This is a genomic window from Rhizobium sp. PL01 (assembly GCF_033447125.1).
Classification (GTDB): Bacteria; Pseudomonadota; Alphaproteobacteria; order Rhizobiales; family Rhizobiaceae; genus Pararhizobium.
Genome location: NZ_JAWQUM010000013.1, coordinates 28,744 through 51,340 on the forward strand (window position 1 = coordinate 28,744; position 22,597 = coordinate 51,340).

Annotated in this window: 14 protein-coding genes; 5 read left to right on the forward strand and 9 right to left on the reverse strand. The window is 56.3% G+C overall.

Annotation, left to right across the window (positions count from 1 at the left end; translation table 11 throughout):
• Nucleotides 1-168: 168 nt before the first annotated feature.
• Nucleotides 169-1,275 (forward strand): PAS domain S-box protein, encoded by a 1,107-nt coding sequence (locus tag R6X40_RS25845; RefSeq protein WP_318417387.1) that lies wholly within the window; start codon nucleotides 169-171, stop codon nucleotides 1,273-1,275.
• 171 nt (nucleotides 1,276-1,446) lie between these two features.
• Here the strand turns inward: R6X40_RS25845 and R6X40_RS25850 are convergent, their stop codons facing one another.
• The 5 genes from R6X40_RS25850 to arcD form a co-directional block, all read right to left on the reverse strand.
• Complete coding sequence (locus R6X40_RS25850) at nucleotides 1,447-4,164, reverse strand: cation-translocating P-type ATPase (RefSeq protein ID WP_318417389.1); 2,718 nt, start codon at nucleotides 4,162-4,164, stop codon at nucleotides 1,447-1,449.
• Between the two features lie 86 nt (nucleotides 4,165-4,250).
• Nucleotides 4,251-5,186, reverse strand: coding sequence for a carbamate kinase (gene arcC / locus R6X40_RS25855; protein WP_318417391.1), 936 nt, complete (start codon nucleotides 5,184-5,186; stop codon nucleotides 4,251-4,253).
• Between the two features lie 4 nt (nucleotides 5,187-5,190).
• Complete coding sequence (argF, locus tag R6X40_RS25860) at nucleotides 5,191-6,192, reverse strand: ornithine carbamoyltransferase (RefSeq protein WP_318417393.1); 1,002 nt, start codon at nucleotides 6,190-6,192, stop codon at nucleotides 5,191-5,193.
• Nucleotides 6,193-6,210: 18 nt separating this feature from the next.
• Nucleotides 6,211-7,434 carry an arginine deiminase gene (locus R6X40_RS25865; protein WP_318417394.1) on the reverse strand — a complete coding sequence of 408 codons (1,224 nt, stop codon included), beginning with the start codon at nucleotides 7,432-7,434 and terminating at the stop codon, nucleotides 6,211-6,213.
• 14 nt (nucleotides 7,435-7,448) lie between these two features.
• Nucleotides 7,449-8,915 carry an arginine-ornithine antiporter gene (gene arcD / locus R6X40_RS25870; RefSeq protein WP_318417396.1) on the reverse strand — a complete coding sequence of 489 codons (1,467 nt, stop codon included), beginning with the start codon at nucleotides 8,913-8,915 and terminating at the stop codon, nucleotides 7,449-7,451.
• A gap of 424 nt (nucleotides 8,916-9,339) precedes the next feature.
• Here arcD and adhP point away from each other — a divergent pair, with 424 nt between their 5' ends.
• From adhP to R6X40_RS25885, 3 genes are all read left to right on the forward strand, one after another.
• Nucleotides 9,340-10,374, forward strand: coding sequence for an alcohol dehydrogenase AdhP (adhP, locus tag R6X40_RS25875; RefSeq protein WP_318417398.1), 1,035 nt, complete (start codon nucleotides 9,340-9,342; stop codon nucleotides 10,372-10,374).
• A gap of 137 nt (nucleotides 10,375-10,511) precedes the next feature.
• Nucleotides 10,512-12,401, forward strand: coding sequence for a molecular chaperone DnaK (dnaK, locus tag R6X40_RS25880; protein WP_318417400.1), 1,890 nt, complete (start codon nucleotides 10,512-10,514; stop codon nucleotides 12,399-12,401).
• A gap of 32 nt (nucleotides 12,402-12,433) precedes the next feature.
• Nucleotides 12,434-12,946, forward strand: a complete 513-nt coding sequence (locus tag R6X40_RS25885; RefSeq protein ID WP_318417401.1) for a nucleotide exchange factor GrpE — start codon at nucleotides 12,434-12,436, stop codon at nucleotides 12,944-12,946.
• Nucleotides 12,947-13,045: 99 nt separating this feature from the next.
• Here R6X40_RS25885 and R6X40_RS25890 read toward each other — a convergent pair whose 3' ends face one another.
• Entirely contained in the window at nucleotides 13,046-17,461 is a 4,416-nt protein-coding gene (locus R6X40_RS25890; RefSeq protein ID WP_318417403.1) for a chemotaxis protein CheB, read from the reverse strand.
• Nucleotides 17,462-18,293: 832 nt separating this feature from the next.
• On the opposite strand from R6X40_RS25890, the gene R6X40_RS25895 reads away from it, so the two are divergent.
• Complete coding sequence (locus R6X40_RS25895) at nucleotides 18,294-18,662, forward strand: response regulator (protein ID WP_318417405.1); 369 nt, start codon at nucleotides 18,294-18,296, stop codon at nucleotides 18,660-18,662.
• A gap of 12 nt (nucleotides 18,663-18,674) precedes the next feature.
• On the opposite strand, the gene R6X40_RS25900 is transcribed toward R6X40_RS25895, so the two are convergent.
• The 3 genes from R6X40_RS25900 to R6X40_RS25910 all read right to left on the reverse strand — a co-directional run bounded on the left by R6X40_RS25900 (nucleotide 18,675) and on the right by R6X40_RS25910 (nucleotide 22,136).
• Entirely contained in the window at nucleotides 18,675-19,640 is a 966-nt protein-coding gene (locus tag R6X40_RS25900; protein ID WP_318417407.1) for an ABC transporter transmembrane domain-containing protein, read from the reverse strand.
• Nucleotides 19,641-19,710: 70 nt separating this feature from the next.
• A complete protein-coding gene (locus R6X40_RS25905) occupies nucleotides 19,711-21,336 on the reverse strand; it encodes an oleate hydratase (protein ID WP_318417408.1) in 1,626 nt (541 codons plus the stop codon).
• A 152-nt stretch (nucleotides 21,337-21,488) separates the two neighbouring features.
• Nucleotides 21,489-22,136, reverse strand: coding sequence for a BON domain-containing protein (locus tag R6X40_RS25910; protein WP_318417410.1), 648 nt, complete (start codon nucleotides 22,134-22,136; stop codon nucleotides 21,489-21,491).
• Between the last annotated feature and the right edge of the window lie 461 nt (nucleotides 22,137-22,597).

Genomic DNA, 22,597 nt, shown 5'->3' on the forward strand with positions numbered 1-22,597 from the left:
GATTTGCCGCTTTAAGCACTTACCTTCTCAATCGCGAACCCTGAACTCGAAGATATTTCTCTGGGCAATGCCTACCGCAGAAACAACTCAGCTGGACGAACGCCTAGGGGCAGTGGGCAGAAACATAACGACGTGCAAAAGCGTCTATACACGGGGAGACCAGCGCTCATGAGCGAAAGCGACTTACTTCGACCTGAAAGGGACAGACTAACTTCATGCACCTCCAAGTGGGACAAAGGGAATTTTTCCAATCCTGGCGTGGATGATGAGGTCGCCCATAAGCCCAAGGCATATTTGGAGCCGACCCCGGTGGTTTCCAGTGCTTTGTTCGAGCATGTGCCAATAGCTGTGCTGATGGTCGATCAGGCCGGCAAGATAAGGCATATGAACAACGCGACCGTAAAACTATTCGGATATCTGAAGGACGAATTGGTTGGCGAGCCAATAGAAATTCTTGTGCCTTCCGGAGCCCGCACCCGTCACGAAACGTTCCGAAAAGATTTCATGACACATCCGACGGCACGCCCTATGGCCGAGGGGCGGCGGCTGACCGCACGCAAAAAGGACGGCACAGAGGTATCTGTTGACATCGCATTGAACCCAATTTCACTGGGCGAATCCGAGACGGCTGTCATTCTCTCAGTCCTTGATGCCGCCCCTCGCGAACGGGCAGAAATTGCGGAGCTTTTCGTCAAGGAAGTGACCCATCGTGCCAGGAATATGTTTGCGATTATCGGGGCAATCTCTCGGCAGATTTCCAAGTATACCACGACGGTTCCTGAATTTCAGGCGGCCTTGGAGCGTCGCCTGCATTCTCTTTCTACCTCGTACCAGGTATTCGAGAAGGAAAATTGGCGAGCCGCTCCAATCAGCGACCTTGTCCGATCGCAAATCTCATTCGTGGTAAAGCAGGATATCCCTCAAATCGATATTGCCGGTCCGGACATTCGGCTGCAAGCGGCCCCGGCGGAGTATCTTGGGTTGGCGATCCACGAACTCGCGACCAACGCAGTCAAGCATGGCGCGCTTTCAGTACCGACTGGTGAAATCTCTATCCACTGGTCCGTGGATGAAAAAGAAGGAGTCTTCAAATTTCATTGGTCTGAGCGCAATGGGCCTCCTTTTACTCCATCGGAGCGTCGCGGCTTCGGGTCCGTCATGCTCAATTCCATTGTTCCTGCAGCCTGCGGTGGGACTGCGGACCTTATAGTCAGCCCGGCGGGCATGTCGTGGAGTATGAATGCCCCACTGGGTATGCTTGCTCGTTCTGACTGATCTTGCGCGAACGGCCACGCCCCTGCGACGGTTGGAGCCATCGCAACGGTGCGTTGCTGCCCAAGTGTTTCGATCATGCCTTAACTGTCGCAGAAGTCCGGTCGGCCGCTCGACGTTTCTGACCGGGGTTCAAAGGTCGAAGTTTTCGCTAATTGTGGAATGCACGAAGTTCTAATTTTGGACGGAGACAGGGCGAACCAACTTGAACAGTTCAAGAACAAACAGTGGAATTGCCGCAAACATGAACAAAACTAAGAAATCCGGGAAGGCTATTGGCGAGGTTTTCAGGAGACCACCGAGCACGGCATTGTGCTGGCTCCAGATCTGAACGGCGAACGTACCGACCACGACTGCCAATAGGCTCCGATTGGTCAGCAAGGATATCCTCCAGACGGACTCGGTTTCGCTGCGCGCTCCAAACGCGCGCAGGATCTCCGAAAACACCATGACAGTGAACGCGTAAGTCCGGGCCGTCTCGGCATCTTTTGTTGTGAGGGTGTAAAAATAGACACCGAAAGCGACACTCGCAGTCAAGAGGCCCGTTAGCAGCATGGTCGAGAGAAATCTTCGGTCAGTCATGCTTTCGCTTCGGCGCCGGGGCGGACGATTCATGACTGATGGATCGATCCTGTCTGTTGCGAGACAGAGTGCCGGTAATCCGTCGGTGACCAGATTGATCCACAAAAGGTGGATCGGCAAAAGCGGGGCGGGCAATCCGATGATGACACAGACAGTCATCAGCAGGAGCTCTGCAGTGCTGCCGGCCAGCAGATATTGCAGCGTTTTTCGGATACTGTCGTAGATCCCCCGCCCCTGTTCTACGGCCTCGACGATAGTGGCGAAGTTGTCATCCGTCACGATGAGGTCGGCGGACTGTTTCGTTACCTGCGTTCCGGTCTGCCCCATGGCGATGCCGATGTCTGCGCCCTTGATCGCCGGCGCATCGTTCACGCCATCTCCGGTCATGGCGACGACATCGCCATTCGCTTGCAGAGCGCGCACGATGCGAAGCTTATGCTCGGCTGTGACCCTGGCATAAACGCTGATGAGCGGCGCCCGCTCCCGTAAGTCGCTCTCGCTCGTTGCCTCCAGGTCCGTACCCGTGGTGGCCAGAGCGCCAGATGCTATTCCAAGGTCGGTCGCGATCGCAGATGCAGTTTCGGGATGATCTCCGGTGATCATGACAACCCGAATACCGGCAGCGTGGCAGTTGGCGATAGCACCTTTTGCTTCGGAACGGGGCGGATCAAACATGCCGGCAAGGCCGACGAACGTGAGATTGCATTCCACCTCGTCTGCGCAGATGTCGGTATTCAGGACCAGATCGAAGTCTCGCTGAGCAGAGCCGAGGACGCGTAGTGAACGTTTTGCCATTCCGGATATGACCGATAAAATTGCACGCCGATCCTCACTCAAAAGAGGCACGACCCCTCGCTGGGTGTAAATGTGAGAGCACCTGGCCAGTAGTGGTCCAGGTGCACCATTGACATAGGCTCCCAGACGCCCATTCGGCATCTTGCGGACCACTGAGCTTCTCTTTCGGTCCGAATCGAACGGCAACTCGATGATGACCGGGCTTTCTTCATCCATATGTACCCGGTTAGCGCCCGCCTTGCCGCCGGATACCAGCAAGGCGCCTTCGGTGGGGTCCCCGATTACGCGCCAGATCCCCTCCTCTTCGAAAAGGTGGGCGTTGTTGCAGCCGATCTGAACGCTTGCAAGTGCCAGCAGTCGCGGCAAATGATCACCCGCAGCAATCTTGTCAGCGAACAGGATCTGTCCATCCGGACCGTAACCTTCACCCGTAACGTCGTAGCTGATCCCGGCGACATAGAGCGCCCGCACCGTCATTTGCCCGACAGTCAACGTTCCGGTTTTGTCTGTGCAAATCACGGTGGTGGATCCCAGCGTTTCCACGGTAGCGAGTTTGCGCACGAGAACGCGCCGCCGCGCCATCTGGAGGACCCCGACGGATAGCGCAACCGTTACAATAGCCGGTAAGCCCTCCGGCACGGCTGCCACCGCCAGACCGATGGCGGTCAGCGAGAGTTCGCCCAAGGGCGTTCCCCGCAAGTACCCGAGGCCGAACAGCACTGCTACGATACCCAGAGCGATCCAGATGAGCAGCCGCCCGAAAGCATCTAGCTTCTGTTGGAGTGGCGTCCTTTTTTCACTTTGGGCTTGGTCGAGCAAACTGGCGATACGCCCTAGCTGCGTGTCCATTGCCGTCGCAACGACAACGGCCTCTCCCGTGCCCGCAGCGACGCTGGTGCCCATGAACACCATATTGGATTGATCGCCGATCGGGATTTTACCCGGCAAAAACGCTGCGGCCTGCTTTTCGACGGTCTCCGATTCCCCGGTGAGCGTGGCCTCCATGATAGAGAGAGACGCTGCCTGGAGAATGCGGGAATCGGCTGCGACAAGGTCGCCGGCTTCCAGCATCAGAATGTCCCCCTTCACGACTTGCACCGCCGGGAACGATAGGACGCGGCCGTCTCTCCGCAGCTTAACCTCAGGGGCTGTGAGAAGCCTGAGCGCATCGACCGATCGTTCGGCGCTCAGTTCCTGATAAAAACCCATAAAGGCATTCAGCACCACGATCACGAGGATGGCGATCGCATTTGCCATCTCGCCCATGATCCCGGAAACTGCCCCGGCCACGATCAGGATCCAGATAATGAGACTGCGAAACTGTGAGAGAAGAATGCGAGCGACGCCTGGACGCTTGGCTTGCTTGATCTGGTTCGGCCCATCCGCAACAAGGCGGGCGGCGGCCTCCGCAGAGGAAAGCCCGCTGGATGACGAGTCGAAAACGTCCAAAACCTCGTTTGACGATTTTTCGTACCAGTTTTCGGCCTCCGTGCCGATCGTCGAATTGGGAATCATCGGCTGATATGCCTCTTCATGGCGCTGTGGCGCCCGTGTTTCTCGCCGCCGGACCGGTTCTTCCCCTCTCCCGAACCTGCCGCGATCTAGTTGCGAAACTGAATTCCGCCTTCGCCGGCTACGATCCGTGTCCCGGCTTTGCCATTCACGATCGCCAGTGCGTCCTCCAGACGGCCAATGGCAGCCATTTTTCCAGGCATGTTGACGAACTTTGTCGCCGCCTCTATTTTTGGACCCATGGAGCCTGCGGCAAAGGATTGGCCTGCCAAAGCCGAAATGCTTACGTTCGCAACGGCCTTTGCGAATGGCTGTCCGAAATCAATGTAAACCGCATCGACGTCTGTCAGCAGCAGGAGCATGTCGGCATTCAGACGCTCTGCCAGAAGCGCGCTGGCGCGATCTTTGTCGATTACCGCTTCAATCCCTGCGAGATCACCATCGCCGCGACTAACGACGGGAACGCCACCGCCTCCGGCGCAGATCACGATTACACCACAATTAACCAACATGGCGATAACAGCCAATTCCAGAATCTCACGGGGCTCCGGCGACGCGACAACCCGCCTCCATCTCGAGCCGTCGATAGCAAACGTCCAGCCTTGCTCCTGCCGGATCTGCTCGGCCGTAATCTCGTCGTAGACTGGCCCGATCGGCTTGGTGGGACTCTGGAAAGCAGGATCATTTTCGTCGACCCTGATCTGGGTCAGAAGTGTTGCGAGAAGGGCCGGTTTCGGCAGAGCATTTCGCAGCTCCTGCTCGATCATGTAGCCGATCATCCCGTCAGTTTCCGCGCCGAGAATATCCAACGGATACAGGCCGTCCTTCGGTCCCGCCGCAGCCTGCAGGGCAAGCAGTCCGATCTGAGGGCCGTTGCCGTGCGTCACCACTACAGTATGGCCGGCGCCGATCAACGTCGCCAGCGAGCGGGCCGCACCACGAATGTTGGTTCTTTGCATTTCCACGGTCATCGGCTCGCCGCGTTTCAACAGGGCATTGCCTCCAAGGGCGACGACAATAAGCATCCGTTCACCCTGCGATCGTGGCGACAAGCAACGCTTTTATCGTGTGCATGCGGTTTTCCGCCTGGTCAAAAACGATCGATGCATTGGACTCGAAAACGTCGTCCGTCACTTCCATGCAATCGAGTCCAAGTTCCTTTTTTATCCGTGCACCGACTTCTGTTTCAGCGTTGTGGAAGGCCGGCAGACAATGCATGAACTTCGTATGGGGATTGCCAGTTGCAGACATCATCTCAGAGGTGACTCGGTAGGGCAGCAAGGCTTTCGTCCTCGCGGGCCATGCTGTCTCGTCTTCGCCCATAGATAGCCAGACGTCGGTGTAGATGAAATCGACGCCCTTGACTGCCTCGTTTGTATCCTCCGTCACCACCAATAGGGCACCGGTGTCTTTAGCTAGATCTTGAAAGTGCTTTATAAACCCGTCATCAGGCCAGAATTTGCGAGGAGCAGCAATACGCAGCTCCATGCCGACTTTTGCTGCGCCTATGGCAAGCGAAAGACCGACATTATCCCGTCCATCGCCGAGGAATGCCACGGACATATCCGACAGGTGCTTGTGGGTAAATTCACGCATCGTCATGAAGTCGGCAAGCGTTTGTGTCGGATGGGTTTCATTCGTCAAACCATTATAGACCGGCACGCCCGCATTCTTTGCCAGAACCTCGGCGATGGTCTGCCCGAAGCCCCTGTACTCGATGGCATCATACATCCGGCCGAGGACGCGCGCAGTGTCCTTCATGGATTCCTTATGCCCGATGTGGCTGCCGGACGGGCCAAGATAGGTCACATGCGCTCCCTGATCGTAAGCGGCCACTTCGAAACCCGTCCTTGTTCGTGTGGAGTCTTTCTCGAATATCAAGGCAATGTTGCGCCGGGATAAACGGGGCTGTTCGGTCCCAGCCTGTTTAGCTGCTTTTAATTCCGCTGCCAGTTGGAGCAGGAAGCGGATTTCATTCGGAGATAAATCATCGAGCGTCAGGACGCTGCGACCGCGAAGATTAATGGGCATTGGTCAGCCTTTCAAATTTCAAAGGGGATCGCGCGCGATAGGGCATGACATGCAGTGGCTGCCGCCGCGACCGCGACCGAGTTCGGATCCATCGATGGTGATCACCTCGATACCCGCACGCCGCAGGAGCGTGTTGGTGTAGACATTTCGGTCGTAGCCGATCACCACGCCAGGCTCGATTGCAAGGAGGTTATTGCCATCGTCCCACTGCTCGCGTTCCGCCTCATAGCCATCTCCCCCGGTCGCAATTACCCGGAGATGGGTGAGGCCAAGCGCGTTTTGGACCACATGAAGGAAAGGTTCGTTCTCTGCTGTAATTTCAACTCCCGTCGGACCGTCGCCCGGTCGCAGCGAAAACGCTTTTATCCGGTCGACAATCGGGGGATAGACCGTCACCAAATCGCGGTCACAGAATGTGAAGACCGTGTCGAGATGCATGAATGACCGATCGCGGGGCATCAAGGCTGCGATCACCCGTGTTGCAGCACCCTTGGCAAAAAGGCGCCGCGCCAAGGTCGCAACCGCCTGTGGCGTCGTTCGCTCACCCATGCCGACAAGAACAAGCCCATCAGCAAGCGGCATAACGTCCCCGCCTTCAAGCGTTGAGATTCCGGGAATGGCGTCTGCATCACCCCACCAGGTCTCAAATTTCTCCACCGCGAAACGCGGGTGAAACTCGTAGACAGCCGCCAGATTTACTGCTTCGGGCCGGCGCGCCGGCCAATACATCGGATTGACTGTGACGCCACCGTAGACCCAGCATGAACTGTCACGCGTAAAGAGCTGGTTGGGCAAGGGTGGTATAACGAAATCGCGTGGCTCCAGGGTACGGCCTGCGAGACCGGTCGGCTTGAAGGGAAGCTCCGCACGGGCGATACCACCGATCAGAAAGCGACCGAGTTCCGCAGGAAGCATCTCATCAAGCCATCCGCGCAGCTCACCCTCCATGTCCTCGCCAACGGTCTGTGCCGAAACGCGGCGGTCGAGGAGCCACGACTTTGCCTCAGGGTTTGCCAGGGTCTCGGCAAGCATCGTGCCAAAATCGCGGACGATTACGTTTCTTTCGCGCAAGGCGTCTGCAAATATGTCGTGCTCTTGGCGTGCCCTCTTGACCCAGAGGACATCGTCGAAAAGAAGGTCCCTGCAGTTTTCCGGTGTAAGACGTTGGAGGCTGAGATCAGGACGGTGGATCAAGACCTCACGCAACGGTCCGACCTCTGAAAATGCGCCTAGTTTTGACATGGGAAATTCTCTTTTCAAAAAGGAGTGATCGTGCCGCGCCAGATCAGATATCCAGCAACGGCGCCGACAAGGAGCAGGGCACTGGCCAAAAGGCCCTCAACGACCGAGAAGCTCTTCTGGTCGCTTTCGCGTCTTGCTATGACGAAGAAGATGATGCCAGGAGCATAGAGTAAGGCGGCCATGAACAAGTAGGTGGGACCGGCTGCATAGACGAGCCAGATGCCGTAGATCGTCGCGACAGCACCTGCGAGGATGTCGCGTATGCGGCTCTCGTTTGGCCCATAGGCTTCACCGGTGGACGCCAGTTTGAGCGCGTAGGCGCCTGAAAAGACGTAAGGAACCAGGATCGCAACGGAGGCGATTGAGAAAAGCGCCTGATAGGTGCTGCTCGCGTAGAATGTCAGGATGAGGAAAACCTGTACGAGCCCATTGGTAATCCAAAGCGACGTAGCAGGTGCACCGTTGGCATTCTCACGACCGAAGAAGCGGGGCATGGTCCCGTCGAGCGCTGCGACATGCGGCACTTCGGCGGCCAGCAGCGTCCAGCTGAGGAAAGCTCCCAGTACGGAGATGACCAAGGCGACATTGATGATGATTGCCCCCCATGCTCCAACGAGGTGTTCGAGAACCCCCGCCATTGAAGGATTTTTCAGAGACGCGAGTTCCGGTTGGGAGAGGATCCCGAGCGATAGCAAAGAGACAAGGGCATAGATGGCTAGGCAGACGGCGAAACCCAGCATGGTGGCCCTGCCAATATCCTTGCGGCGTTTGGCATCTGCGGACACCACACTTGCGCCTTCGATGCCGATAAATACCCACAGCGTCACGAGCATCGTGCTTTTGACCTGACTGGTTATGGAGCCGATCTCGATGTTCTTGCTTGCCGAAAAATCGATCGTGAAAATATCGATCTTGAACGCGACGACGGCGATACCGACAAAAAGGATGATGGGCGCGATTTTGGCGACAGTCGCTATTGTGTTGACGAAGGCGGCTTCTCGAACTCCCGAAAGCAAAAGCGCGTGAATTGACCAAAGGACGATTGAGGCGCCTACGATCGCCTGCCAGGTATTGCCATCACCAAACGAGGGCGCGAAATACGACAGAGCGCTGAACATAACAACGGCGTAAGAAACGTTGCCTAACCACGCAGAGACCCAATAGCCCCATGCGCTGTTAAACCCGATGAAAGGGCCAAAACCGGCTTTGGCATAAGCATAGGGACCAGCGTTGAGATCGGGTTTACGAACGGCCAGTCCTTTGTAGACGAGTGCTAGCGCCAGAATACCTACGCCGGTGATTGCCCAGCCGATGATGATAGCAAGGGGCCCGGCTCCAGCCGCCATATTTTGCGGCAGGCTGAAAACGCCCGACCCGACCATCGATCCAATGACGATCGCAGTGAGCGCACCGAGACCAAGTTTCCGAGACGTTGCGGGTTGGGCGATGCTGACCACATCGTCATTCGAGGCCACCGTCATGGCCGAGTGCTATCTGTTGCTGGCAGGCTTGCCGGACGTTCGGTTGTTTTTGTCATGTAGGCACCACCCGCTGCTGAAAGGCTCTCCGAAACTTCAGAGCAACCCTAGACTTCTGTTTGGAGTCTTGAGGATATTGGCCGACAGTCCCGTTGCGGTAGCCTCGGAAACTACGCAGACCCGGCTCCCCGTTTGAGGGCTAAGCGTTTCGGGGAAGCCTTAATTAACCCGATAGGTACTTTCCGATCCTTCCGCCGATGCATTGCGAGTGACTAAGATCGGCATCAGATCAGTTGCGAGCCTATCGCCGCCAACAGCTTCCAAAAATGTGAACGCTGAGCGGCTGCTAACTCAGCTCCACTTGAACCGCCTATCGGTGCTTATCGCGACCAGACGAAGCCAACCCAAAAAGTCAGGAATTCAGTCTATGGCAGAGAAAATGCAAGCCGCGGTCGTCGTCGCGTTCGGGCAACCCTTGGTGCTTCGCGAGTATGACATCCCCAGCGTCGGGGCGGGGCAGATCCTCGTCAAGACCGAAGCCTGCGGCGTCTGCCATACTGATCTGCATGCAGCCCAAGGTGACTGGCCGGTCAAACCGACCCCTCCGTTCATACCGGGCCATGAGGGCATCGGCATTGTCGTTGCGATCGGTTCAGGCGTGACGAATGTGAAAGAAGGTGATCGCGTCGGCGTGCCGTGGCTCTATTCGGCCTGCGGTCATTGCGAACATTGCCTGGCCGCATGGGAGACCGTCTGTGGCGAAGCGGAATTCGGTGGCTATACCAAGAATGGCGGCTTTGCCGAGTATATTCTCGCAGATCCCGACTATGTCGCTCACATTCCCAAGGGTCTGTCCGCGCGGGACGCAGCACCTATCATCTGTGCCGGGATCACGACCTATAAGGGTATCAAGGAAACCGGCGCCAAGCCCGGGGAGTGGATTGCGATATCGGGCGTTGGTGGTCTCGGGCATCTTGCTATTCAGTATGCCAAGATCATGGGCCTTCAAGTCTGTGCGGTCGATATCGATGATGGCAAGCTCGAACACGCGCGGGGCCTGGGCGCTGATCTTACTGTCAACGCCAAGGATGCCGATCCGGCGGCCATGATCAGCCAAGAAACCGGCGGTGGTGCGCACGGTGTTTTGATAACGGCCCCTTCCCTTCCCGCCTTCAAGCAAGGTGTTGCAATGACACGAAAACGCGGCACCTGCGTTCTGGTCGGCCTACCGCCTGGCGAATTTCCGGTTCCGCTCTTCGATGTAGTGGCCAATTGTATCACCGTTCGAGGGTCCTTCGTGGGCACGCGATTGGACATGGCAGAAGCTCTCGCCTTTGCCGCAGACGGAAAGGTCAAAGCCGATATCGAGCTGCAACCGTTATCCGCAATCAATGACGTTCTCGGCAGGCTGGCGCGCGGGGAAGTACCGTCTCGTGTTGTGCTCGACTTCGCCGCTGGCTGATTCACCGGCCGTCGCGATCACCGACAGCGTACGGGAAAATCTGACCAAATATCAGTTCTCAACGCCATTTCACCACGACGACATCAAGCACCTGCTTGAATTTGTCGGTCTGATCTGGGTTAAAACAAGGAGCCATCATGGCAAAGGCAATCGGCATCGATCTTGGCACCACAAATTCCTGCGTCGCGGTCATGGAAGGCAAGATAGCGAAAGTCATTGAGAACGCGGAAGGTGCGCGCACAACGCCATCCATGGTCGCGTTCACAGACAATGGCGAGATCCTGGTAGGCCAGCCCGCCAAGCGGCAGAGCATTACAAATCCCGAAAACACGATTTTCGCGATCAAACGTCTCATTGGTCGCCGTTACGACGATCCGATCACGCAGAAAGATAAGACGATGGTGCCCTACACTATCGTGAGCGCCGACAACGGCGATGCTTGGGTTCAGGTCAACGGCAAGAAATACAGCCCGAGCCAGATCAGCTCCTTCATCTTGAAGAAAATGAAGGAAACGGCGGAATCCTATCTGGGTGAGCCGGTCGCTCAAGCCGTCATTACGGTCCCGGCCTATTTCAACGACGCGCAGCGCCAGGCCACGAAAGATGCTGGTCAGATCGCCGGTCTGGAAGTCCTGCGCATCATCAACGAGCCGACCGCAGCAGCGCTCGCCTATGGGCTCGAGAAAAATGGGGCCGGCAAGGTGGCGGTTTACGACCTTGGCGGTGGCACGTTCGACGTCTCGATACTCGACATCGGCGAAGGTGTCTTCCAGGTCAAATCGACCAATGGTGACACATTTCTGGGCGGCGAAGACTTCGACAACCGGATCATGGACTATCTTGCCAGCGAATTTTTGAAGGATCAGGGCATCGATCTGCGCAAGGATCGTCTTGCACTTCAGCGCCTGAAAGACGCAGCCGAAAAGGCCAAGATTGAGCTGTCGAGCGCCATCCAGACGGAAGTGAATCTGCCATTCATCACCGCCGATAAGACCGGCCCGAAGCATCTGGCGATAAAGCTGACACGTGCGAAGCTCGAAGAACTGGTCGACGAACTCGTGACTCGGACGATTGGACCGTGCAGGGCGGCGCTGGCGGATGCGGGTTTGAAATCCGCTGACATCAACGAAGTCGTACTCGTCGGCGGTCAGATACGCATGCCGAAAGTGCAAGAGACGGTTCACACGCTGTTCGGGCGGGAGCCGCATAAAGGCGTCAATCCCGACGAGGTAGTAGCGGTCGGTGCTGCGATCCAGGCGGGCGTGCTTCTCGGTGACGTGAAGGATGTTCTTCTCCTTGACGTAACGCCACTGTCTCTCGGCATCGAGACCCTGGGCGGGGTCATGACCAAACTGATCGAGCGGAATGTCACCATTCCGACGAAAAAGAGCCAGACATTTTCGACCGCGCAGGACAACCAGACGGCCGTTACCATAAGCGTTTTCCAGGGCGAACGCGAAATGGCGGCCGACAACAAGCCGCTTGGGCAGTTCGATCTGGTCGGCATTCCGCCTGCAGCCCGCAACACGCCGCAAATCGAGGTGAGTTTCGATATCGATGCCAATGGCATCGTCAATGTTGCGGCAAAGGACAAGGCGAGCGGCAAGGAACAGAAGATCCGTATCCAGGCGTCCGGAGGCTTGAGCAAGGGCGAGATCGAGCGGATGGTATCGGAAGCAGAAGTGCACGGCGCCGAAGACAGGCTTCGTAAGGAGCTTGTTGAAGCCCGCAACCAGGCGGACTCGACGATCTATACGGCGGAAAAGACCCTGGCTGATGCAGCGGTCCAAATGCCGGCTTCAGTGAAATTGGAGGCCGAACAGGCTCTCTCCATCCTCAAGTCGGCGTCCGCAGGGGATCAGGTCGATGCCATGCGTTCCGCCACGACAACCATGAGCGCGATCTTGCAGAAAATTGGCGAGAGCGCGAGCGATCCGGCCACGGGCCAGCCATCCGCATCCGACGATGACAACATTGTCGATGCGGAATTCGAAGATGTCGCAAAGCGCGATCAGAAAGCGTCGTAACGGCCTTGACCGTACAATTGGGAGAAAGATCGATGCCCCTTCAAGACGACAGCTTGGAGAAATCCAACACCAATGGTTCGGCCCCGTCTGCGGCCGAGGCGCTCCAAGCCGATCAGGCTCAGTTGATTGACCGGCTACAGCGCGCTCTGGCGGATTCCGACAACCTGCGCAAGCGACTGCAACGTACCGCCGAAGACGATAAGCGTTTTGCCATTTCAACCTTCGCTGTTCGTTTGCTGATGGTCGAAGACAGTCTTGCAAGGATGCTTAAGGAAGTGGATGAAAATGCACAGAACACTGATCAATCGGTTCTTATCGCCGGCGTCAGGGCGACGGAGCGGATGCTCCGGGAGGTACTGGAGAAAGGTGGAGTTCATCGTATCGATGCGCTCGGCTCCCGTTTCGATCCGCACCTGCATGAAGCCATCACGGAGATCCACGATACGGACCTTGCGTCCGGCCACATCGCCGGGGTCCTTGAGGACGGCTACATGATCCATGACCGGTTACTGCGCCCGGCGAAAGTGTCTGTCAGCAAGTCATGATTAGCCCGTAATCCTCATCTGCCAATACGCAAGAATTGAGATCCAACACACTGCGCCGTATCGATCGCAGTGTGTCTACACCTAAGTCCCGCATCCTAATCAGCTCGCCGTTTGAATGGCTTCCGATGCGGCAAGGGCGAGACGAGCGAGTGCCGGCAGCGATTTTGACCCGGTCTTGGTCATGATGGAGGCGCGATGGTTCTCCACGGTTCTCTGGCTGATATCAAGATCTGCGGCAATGTTCTTGCTGGGGTGTCCTGCAAGCACGAGTTCCATGATCTCTTTTTGGCGAACAGTCAGTGAGGCGATCTGCTTGACCGCCTTTGCGACCCAAGTGTTCCGCTTCGTCGTATCGCTTGATTGGTCAATTGCACGGTCAATGATCTCGAGTAGGTCCATATGGTTAATCGGCTTTTCAACGAAATCGGACGCTCCGGCCTTCATCGCATCGACGGCCATTTGTACATCGCTATTGCCGGTGATCATGATGGCGCCAAGCTGACGGCCGGATTGCTTGACGTTTTGGAGCAGTGCTACCCCGTTCATCCCTGGAAGATAGGCATCCACGAGGAGGCAGCCGCCCTGTTCGGGATGCGAATGCGCCAGGAATGCTTCGCTGCTCTCATAGGGCTGGGCAGAGATGCCATGATCCTCGATCAGCTCGCACAGCGATCGACGCAAGTCATCGTCGTCATCGACGACGTAGACGACCGCTTTATCGTGCCTCTGGGCTTTGCCTTTTTTGCCATCAATATCGGCAAGGACCGGTTTTTCGCGAGAGATTTGCAACGCAAGCAGCCGCGTTATCGACGCCGTGACTTCTTTCGGCGTGATCGGTTTGTTAAGCTGGATAACGCTGTTGCTGGTAATGTGCGCTAAGGTCTTTGTCGATATATCTCCCGTCAATACAATGACGGGTATCTCGCTCTTGCGGATTTTCCGGAGTTCCGTGACGATTTCGACACCGTTCATCCCCCCCGGAAGGTTATAGTCGGTCAAGATCACGTCCGGCGTTTGACGGGTCGAGGTGATAAGGCTGAGTGCGGAGGGACCGTCCGGCACGGATAAAACTGTGTGACCTTCATCACTCAACAATTGCTCCAGCAACGATCTGATCTCGGTATCGTCTTCGACGATCAGGATTTTTCCTGCTCGCGCCGTTTGATCGGGAAGTAGGATGGATTTTGAAGGTGTTTTTTTGTCACTCATCTTACCGGTGCTTTGCAGGCAATCGACCTCGATTGCGAAGACAGAACCCTTTGCCTGACGCGACTTTACGTCGATACGGTGGCCGAGAAGATCGCTCAGCCTTTGCACGATCGACAGCCCGAGGCCGAGCCCTTTGCCGCGTTCGCGCGCCTCGTTGTCGATCTGGTGATATTCCTCGAAGATCGATTTCAACTCGGCAGCGGGAATACCAATCCCGGTATCCCAGATCTCAATGCTGACCGACTTGCCGCGCCGGCGGCACCCGACCAGAACCCTTCCTGTTCGGGTGTACTTGAAGGCGTTGGATATCAGGTTGCGAATCATTTGTTCGAGAAGGAGAGGATCCGTACGTACGAGCAGACTGCAATCGACAACACGGAATTCAAGACTCTGTGACTGGGCGATGAGAGTGAGTTCGTCTCTTAGCAACGTCAGGAGCGTTTGAATTCTGAAGTCCGTGACTTCCGCGCGCACGATGCCGGCTTCGATCTGATTGATATCCAGGAGAGCATTGAGCATCCCTGACATGGCACCCAGTGTATCTTCGAACCGGGTGAGCAACTCATGGGCTTTTTCATCCTTGACCTTGCGGACCAAAAGCCCCTGGAGCAGGCTCAAAGTCTGCAACGGTTGCCTTAGATCATGGCTGGCTGCGGCGAGAAATCGGGATTTTGCTGCATTGGCAATATCCGCCTGCTTCTTGGCAACCCTTAGCGCTTCCGATGTCCGTCTTTGCTCTGTGACATCCACGAAGGTTATGACAACGCCTTCAATGGCGTGGTCCTCGTCGAGATAGGGCATGATACGACGCATGTACCAAAGGCCGCTCTTTGCTTCAATCTTATGTTCGAGGGGCGCGTGATCAACAAGCACCGACTTCGCGTCGGTCAGAAGCGTTGTATCGATTGCAAGAGAACTGAGATCGGCCAGCGGCCGGCCGATATCGCTTGGAATGACATTGAACAGCGTCTTCGTAGCAGGCGTGAAAAAGCGGATGTTCAGGTCGGCATCGAGGAACAGCGTCGCAACAGCGGTGCTGTACAGGATATTCTGCAGGTCGTTCGATGTGGTGCGCTGCCGCTCCAGCGTTTCCTGCAACTGACCGTTCAACGCCGTCAGCTCTTCGTTCAAGGACTGCAGTTCCTCCTTCGAGGTCAACAGCTCCTCGTTGGTCGATTGGTATTCTTCGTTAAATGAGAGCGCTTCTTCGTTGATCGCCTTCTGTTCCTGACCGGAGGTTTCGAGGTTGCTGATCGCGCCATTGAGTTCGGTTCTCGTGGACTCGAGTTCGAGCTCAAGTTCCTCGATCCTTCCGACATCAGCGTCATCAGTGATACCGGCCTCCTTACCCTTCTTGATGTCCGGATCATCGATAAAGCAGATGAGAAAAAGGCTCTCGTTATTATGATCTATCGGCTCGACATGCACGGTGAAACGTTTGACGGTGCCATGGCCGTTATCGATCTCGCCGCCGGATGCGGTGATGCTGGTCTTCTGCTGGCTGCAACGCTGGATCGCCGAGCGCAGCTTGGTGTGGAGCGCCTGCGGTGTCATGGCCAGCAGGTCGCTGGTCGGATATCCAGGTGCTACCGCCAGATACTGCCCAATGCGCCCCATGGTATAGAGGCATTCGTTCTTCTGATTGATCAGCACTGCTGCCGGCGCAAACACCTCCAGAACCTTTTGCCTGCAGATGTCCGCCAAAGCCGACGGTTTGACAGGCGCAGCTTGCGTCCCGGACCGCTGCGGCGCACGGGCTGTATCAGCGGAGTTCAACGAAAACATCATATCCCCCGGGCGGCTACGGCCGATGTGGCGATAGATCCGGTTCGACTTCGAAATCGTCTCGAAGCGGCCCTCCACCTTTCCGGCGGTCTCTGAACTTCCCAGAAGCAGAATCCCCCCTTCGCGAAGCGCAAAATGGAACAGTGATATCGCCTTCGCCTGCGCATCGGGTTCCAGATAGATCAACAGATTTCGGCAGGACACCAGATCTATCCGGGAAAAAGGCGGATCGGCAAGAACGTCCTGTACGGTGAAGACCACGTTGGAACGAATTTCCGGTACGACTCTGTAGCCCTTATCTTCCTTCATGAAGAAACGGGAGAGCCGATCGGGGGAAATGTCGGCCTTGATGGCTTCCGGATACAGTCCCTCACGTGCGGTCGCGACGGCATCCTCGTCGACGTCGGACGCAAAGAGCTGCAGCTTCACACTCGAATTGGTATCGGCCAACTCCTCCCGGAACAGAATGGCAATAGAATAGGCTTCCTCACCACTGCTGCATCCGGCAATCCAGACCCTAATCGGCTGGTCTGTTTTATGGGCCTTCACGAGGTCGGGTATGATCGTGTCGTTGAGCGTATCGAACACCTGTTTATCACGAAAAAAGTTTGTGACATTGATAAGCAGGTCTTTGGCGAGGTTTTCCCGTTCGTCTGGATCCTTCTCGAGGATCGCCATGTACTGATCCATGTCGTTTGATGGGACGCCGTTCATCCCCATGCGCCGTTCGACGCGCCGTTGAAGCGTGCCCTGCTTGTAGGATGTGAAGTCAAGTGCGGTCTTGGAGCGCAGCAACGCTATAATATCGCTGAGGACTATCATAGATTTCGTCGCCCCTGGCGATTTTGCCTGCTGCGGGGCCTCAGTGAGCTTCTGGGCAACATCAGCAATGGCTCGGGGCATTTCCTGCAAGGTCAGGATCTTGTCGGCAAGATTGGTCATGACAGCGCTTCGCGGCATACCGTCATAGGCCGCCTCTTCCGGCTGCTGAACGATGACTAAGCCACCTCTTTGTTTAATCGAGGCAAGCCCTGCGCTTCCATCTGCGCCTGTTCCCGACAGAACGATGCAGATCGCGGATGCCCCGGCATAGTCTGCGAGAGACTTCAACAGGGCGTCAAATGGCAACCGGGCTCCATGGGGCGGTGTTGCCTTTACGACGCGCAGGAGACCATCCTCCACCACAAGATAGGTGCCAGGTGCTATGACGTAGACGTGGTCACGCTCGATGACGACATCATCGCGCGCTTCCATGACCTTCATCTTCGTATTGTCTTTGAGCAGCTCAGCGATCAGGCTTTTATGGTTTGGATCCAGATGCTGGACGAAAATAAAGGCCATTCCGCTCGGGGACGAAACACCACTGAGCAGCTTGCGACAGGCTTCAAGCCCTCCCGCAGACGCGCCGATGGCGACGATCGGAAAAACGCTTGCCGGTTCTGCAAGGATTTGGCTGTTGAGGACGACGGAACCGGACTTGGCGCTGGATCCGCTGCCATTCGTGGGATTGGCAGATGTCATTTTTCTGATCTCTTTACGTCCATCACAGGCAAGACGTCTTAGAAACAAGAGGAGCTGCGGTCGGCTTCTGACTTGATCTGAGCTAAGAGGTGCTCACCTTTGTCCATCAGTGTCAACGCTGCAAATTTCAACCCAACAGCTACCTGAGTGTATTCCGAACCTGCCGAAGGACAGGCGAATTGGACTATGGTTTTACAAACAGAAGTCGCCGCACAAAGGCTGCAATTCGTGCAGGATTGGCATGCCAGCCCGGCTTCGCACGACACCACCTTCGATATCCAGGAGTTTATACCATGCATCCGACGCAGAACACATTACTGGAGACCGCGCGCGCCCAGTCAGCCTTCGTCATCAATCACCACTTGGCCGCAGCAATCGAACTTCATTCCCCCCTCAAGCAGGCGCAATGGTATGTACGGGGGCCTTCTTACCTGGGAATTCAAAGCCAATTGCGTCTGGCAGCAGACCTGGTGTTGGGTTATTGCGATTCACTTGCGGTGCGAAGCGGTGCCCTCAGAGGTCCTACCACTGGTTCGGCAAAGCTTGTCGCAGCGCGCTCGTCTTGCCTGACTACAACATCATGATCGCCGGGGGTAGCGACCACACTCTGGCATTGTCGCACAGCCTTGCCGCTTTTGGACATTCGACACGTGACGGCATCAGACATCTGGCGTCAATCGGCGATGCGGTGACGGCAGACGTGTTTACAACCATCACCACCGGCATGGATCGGCAGCTGTCATTTCTGGAATATCTTCTGGTAAGGCCGTCGCGACCGGCGCCACCTAATGAAATCCAGGCCCTTTCGCCCCTCCGAGCTGCCGTTTAGGTCATGAAGAAGCTTCGAATTATCCTCGTGGAAGACGAGCCCCTTATCTCCATTTATTTCGCAGAGCTCCTCGAAGAGATGGGCAATGAGGTGAGCGCGATCGAAACGACTGAATCCGCGGCGGTCGCGGCAGCTGCTCGGCTCAAGCCCGACCTCATGATCGTTGACGTACATTTGATCGAGGGGAACGGGATCGCTGCGGTAGCCAGAATTTTGAAGGACGGATTCGTGCCTCACATTTTCACAACTGGGGACCGGCTGGTGAAGGGGGAAGTCGGCCCGGATGCCATCATTTTGCAGAAGCCATTCCTCGATTCCGCCTTGACTAAGGCGATTGAAGCCGCCCTACTCGCGAAGGCCGCTCACGGCTGAGAAGCGTCACAGTCAAGGTATTTCTTCTCTCGTTGCCGTTCGAACAAGATCGAATTTAACCTCGGTGACCTTCAAGGCACGATACCAGTCGACCAGGTCTCCCCATGGATCGTTGATTTTGGCGAGCCCAGAAACAAAGGCCACAATCGTTCCGACTTCGGTCTTTCCGGAGATTACATAGTAGGCGCCTACGGCAAGAATACCGATATGGCCCATCTGAACGAAGAGGTTCATGAGGAAATTCATCGTGAACTTGATTTTGTAGATGTCCATGTTCAGTGCAAAGATCGACCCAATGCGTGAGTGCTGTTTTCCATCCACATCACTGGCGCTGCCTGCAACCACGATCGCTTCGCTGACGTCGCGCATAACTGCCGTCTTCGTGGCAACGCGCCGATTGATCGCGCCCTGAAGGAGCGGAACAAAAACAAGTTGCGGAACGAAGACTAAAGCAATGATCAGGGTCATTGTAGGCTGAAGGTACAAAAGATATCCGGTAACCGAAACAAGGATTCCGGCCTGTAGCAACGGCTGGGAGATGCTGTCGCCAACAAAGCCTCCGATAGGTTCCGCCTCCGCAACGATTATCGAGAGCTGGACGCCTTCCCTCAAACCCCGCGGAGGACTGGATCCTGACCGTTTGATTACGTCGAATATGTGCAGTCGGAGCCAACTCGTCGCGAATTCGCCGATCCAGCTGCGATAAAGGTTCAAGACAAGCTTCACGAGACCCGCGCTAAGGCTGGTGACAGCGTAGAGGAGTGCAAGGACCGCTATCCCATGATAGGGGCCACCTTGAGACGCGATATTGACGATGCGTCGTTGCAGCTCCAGAGGAGCTGTTTCCAGAACGAAAAGCAGAAGCGAAAGAAATGCGACGCCGATCTGGTGGTACCCGCTGACGCTCCAAATAAAGCCGAATAGCCCGCGCTTGCGAAGGCTCCCGCTAACCTTAGGTATGGAGGATGAAAAGAACATCCCGCGCCTTTCTCCAAAGCTATTTCTGCCGTTGCGAAAATGTCCGCCGCAGGTGGACGGACGCTGCCGGTTACGCTGCAATCCCGTGCAACGCCTTGAAGGCCTCGTAAAGGACGGCCGGGTCGAATTTGCCCTTGTAGACGGCCGGTGCCTCGCGCTTCAGACCAAGCATGCTGTTGACTGCGGTTTGAGCAGAGCGGATGGAATATTCTACTGTGAACACGACGTCGTCGGGGAGTTCGCAGAACTGCCCGGCGAAGGCGAGATTGGTGTATCCTCCTGGAATGATTTGCGGCCGGTCTCGCGCTTCGCGCGGAAGGAACTGACTTGTGATGAACGGCATCATGCACGGAATGCAGATTGCGTCGTTCAACAGGCTGGCGCCGTGTGAGCTGAGCCGGAGATGCCCGATAATCTCGGCCATGATCTCGCGTCCCGTGCAAGCCGACATTGGTTTCCGCACGAAATCGCCTGGCGTGTCTACCTTAAGACCATAGCCCCAGAACACGCTGACATCCTTCGGCTGGCCGATGAAGTGAGGCTGGGATGGGATGACGATGGATGCGAGCCAGGCGGAATCCGAAAAGGTGATCAGGCCACCCTCTCCGGGAACGTTGCCCGTGAGGTCGCGAACAAAATTGAGAAACGCATGATCTTGCAGTGTCGTTGTGAAGGAAACCCATTTCGAGTCTTCGATGTGATCGCAAAACACTCCGGGATGACCGAATTCCGGTCGATCGATCGCGAGCTTCTCCCACAGCGTCCAGGCCCCACCATGAACTTTGGTGTTCAGCACCGGGGCTGTGTCCATGCCGCCAAGGCTGGAGCCTTCGGTCATGGATCCCATTGTGACGATGACGAGATCGTTTGGCAGGACCGCGATTTCTCCGGCCGCGCCGTCGCATTCATAGACAATGCGTTTTACGCTCTTCTCATCGAAATCCAAATCGGTGACCCGGGTTTTCTCCTGAAAGTTGACACCGCGCTGCTCAAGCCACTTTACCAGTGGCCGGACCATGGAATCATACTGGTTCAACGGTGTGCGCATGATGCCTTCTAGGCGTTGGAAGCCTGACACCATGTGCGCAAACCGAACGAGATAGCGCTTGAACTCCACGGCACTGTGCCATGGCTGAAAGGCGAAAGTCGTGCACCACATGAACCAGAAGTCAGTTTTGAAGAAATCCGCATCGAACTCGTCGGCAATCGTGCTTCGCCCCAGCAGCCTCTCCGGCTCAAGCGCAAGGCGCTCGATCGTGAGGATATGTTTTTCACTGAGGCCGAACGCCGGCGCTGTCAGCCGATGCCCATCCCTGAAAATCCGGGATTTGGACGAGGTCTTCATCGCCTTGTTCCAGGCAAAGATTTCCTCTGTGACACTCACATCGCCGCCTAACGCCGGGATCGAGGAGAAAAGATCGAATGTGCAAAGATATTTGCTCTCAAGCATTCGCCCGCCGCGCAAGACGTAGCCCGTGTCGGGCGAACCGGAACCATCAAGGCTCCCGCCAAGCGTGTCGAGCTCTTCCAAAATTGTGATATTATGGCCGAGCAGATCGCCATCACGGATTAGAAAGACTGCTGATGCAAGCGATGCAATGCCTCCGCCCACCAGATAGGCCATCCTTGATGGTCTGTGTCCGGGCATTGCAGCAGCGCACGGATCTGAAGCCGGGACGTTGGTGGACTGGGTCATGAGAAGTTCCTTTGTGCCGGCGCGTGCGATAACTCTCGACGGTCCCACACCCGGCAGATCAGACAACTGCGAAGGCAGCAGAACGAGCGCGGGGAGTGGAAGAGAGGGAAAGCGAGTGCGGCCCCCCTTAGAGGGAGGCCGCATTTGTTCTGTTAGTTGATGGTGATGTCATTCTGAACGCCAGTGGCGCCCGGAGCAGCCCAAGCGGTGGATCCTGCGAGCTGGCGATCATACCAAGAATCGGCAGTACCGGTCAGGTGAACTTCGCCACCCTTGGCCGTCACGTTGATCGTCTTGGCGTCGAACCACGACCGATGCAACGCGTGCCTGATGTTTTCGCTGATGTTCTTCTCGTTGACCCGCGGCTTGATGCTCGTTTGGTTGGAAACACCGACGACCCCTAGGAGTGCACGCACATCGCGTTCCGCAGCCACCTGTTGGAAGTGCCATTCGACTTCTCCGGTCAATGTGACCCAGCCCTTTTCAACCTTGATGCGAATAATGTCATTGGGCACTTCGACGTCCCATTCCAGACGGTTCAACGCGGCCGCCGCGATTTCGTCGTCCGTGCGCTTTGCATCGAAGGCGAGCTTCACTTCGATCTCCTCGGCCACCGCCTTTACGCCCTTGACGCGACGGGCAGCCTTTTCTGCGGCTTGCTTTTCCATATAGGAATCGACGTGGCCGCTCAGCGTAACGACACCGTTTTTCGCCGTGACGCCGATATGCGCAGCCTTGATGCTCGGCTCCCAGGAAAGTTCCTCGGTAACGGCCTTCTGCAATTGATTGTCGTTCTGCATGGTGTTCTCCAACATGTAGAAATGGCATTCACTGAACTGCTTGCGCGGTTGTTGATTGACCATCCCTGGTCAAGGGCACTGCAGGCGGGGCGTCATGCGCCGTCGATACTGTCCCGTTGACCTCCTAACGATAGAAGCCAGAATCTCCGGCCGGTAGCATCGGAAAGTACCCAGATGGAGATGGTGCGCTTTAGACGATTGGCCGAAGAACCTGCTAAGGTCGGCGATGATGGCCGTGGCAAACGGCGCCGCAGTCACCCGTTTCTATCAATCAGGTGGCCATCCGATGTAAACCGCTTTCAGGAGGCGTTTATGCCATCGCGGCAACATGAACATCGGAAGACGCGGATCAATCTTTGTCTCGTAGCAGCAACCGTTAAGTTTTTGATGGCCGTTTCTGCGGCGCCATGATCGGGAAAGTCAGCAATCACTGTACCAGGCGTATCCATTGTGCTCTTCTA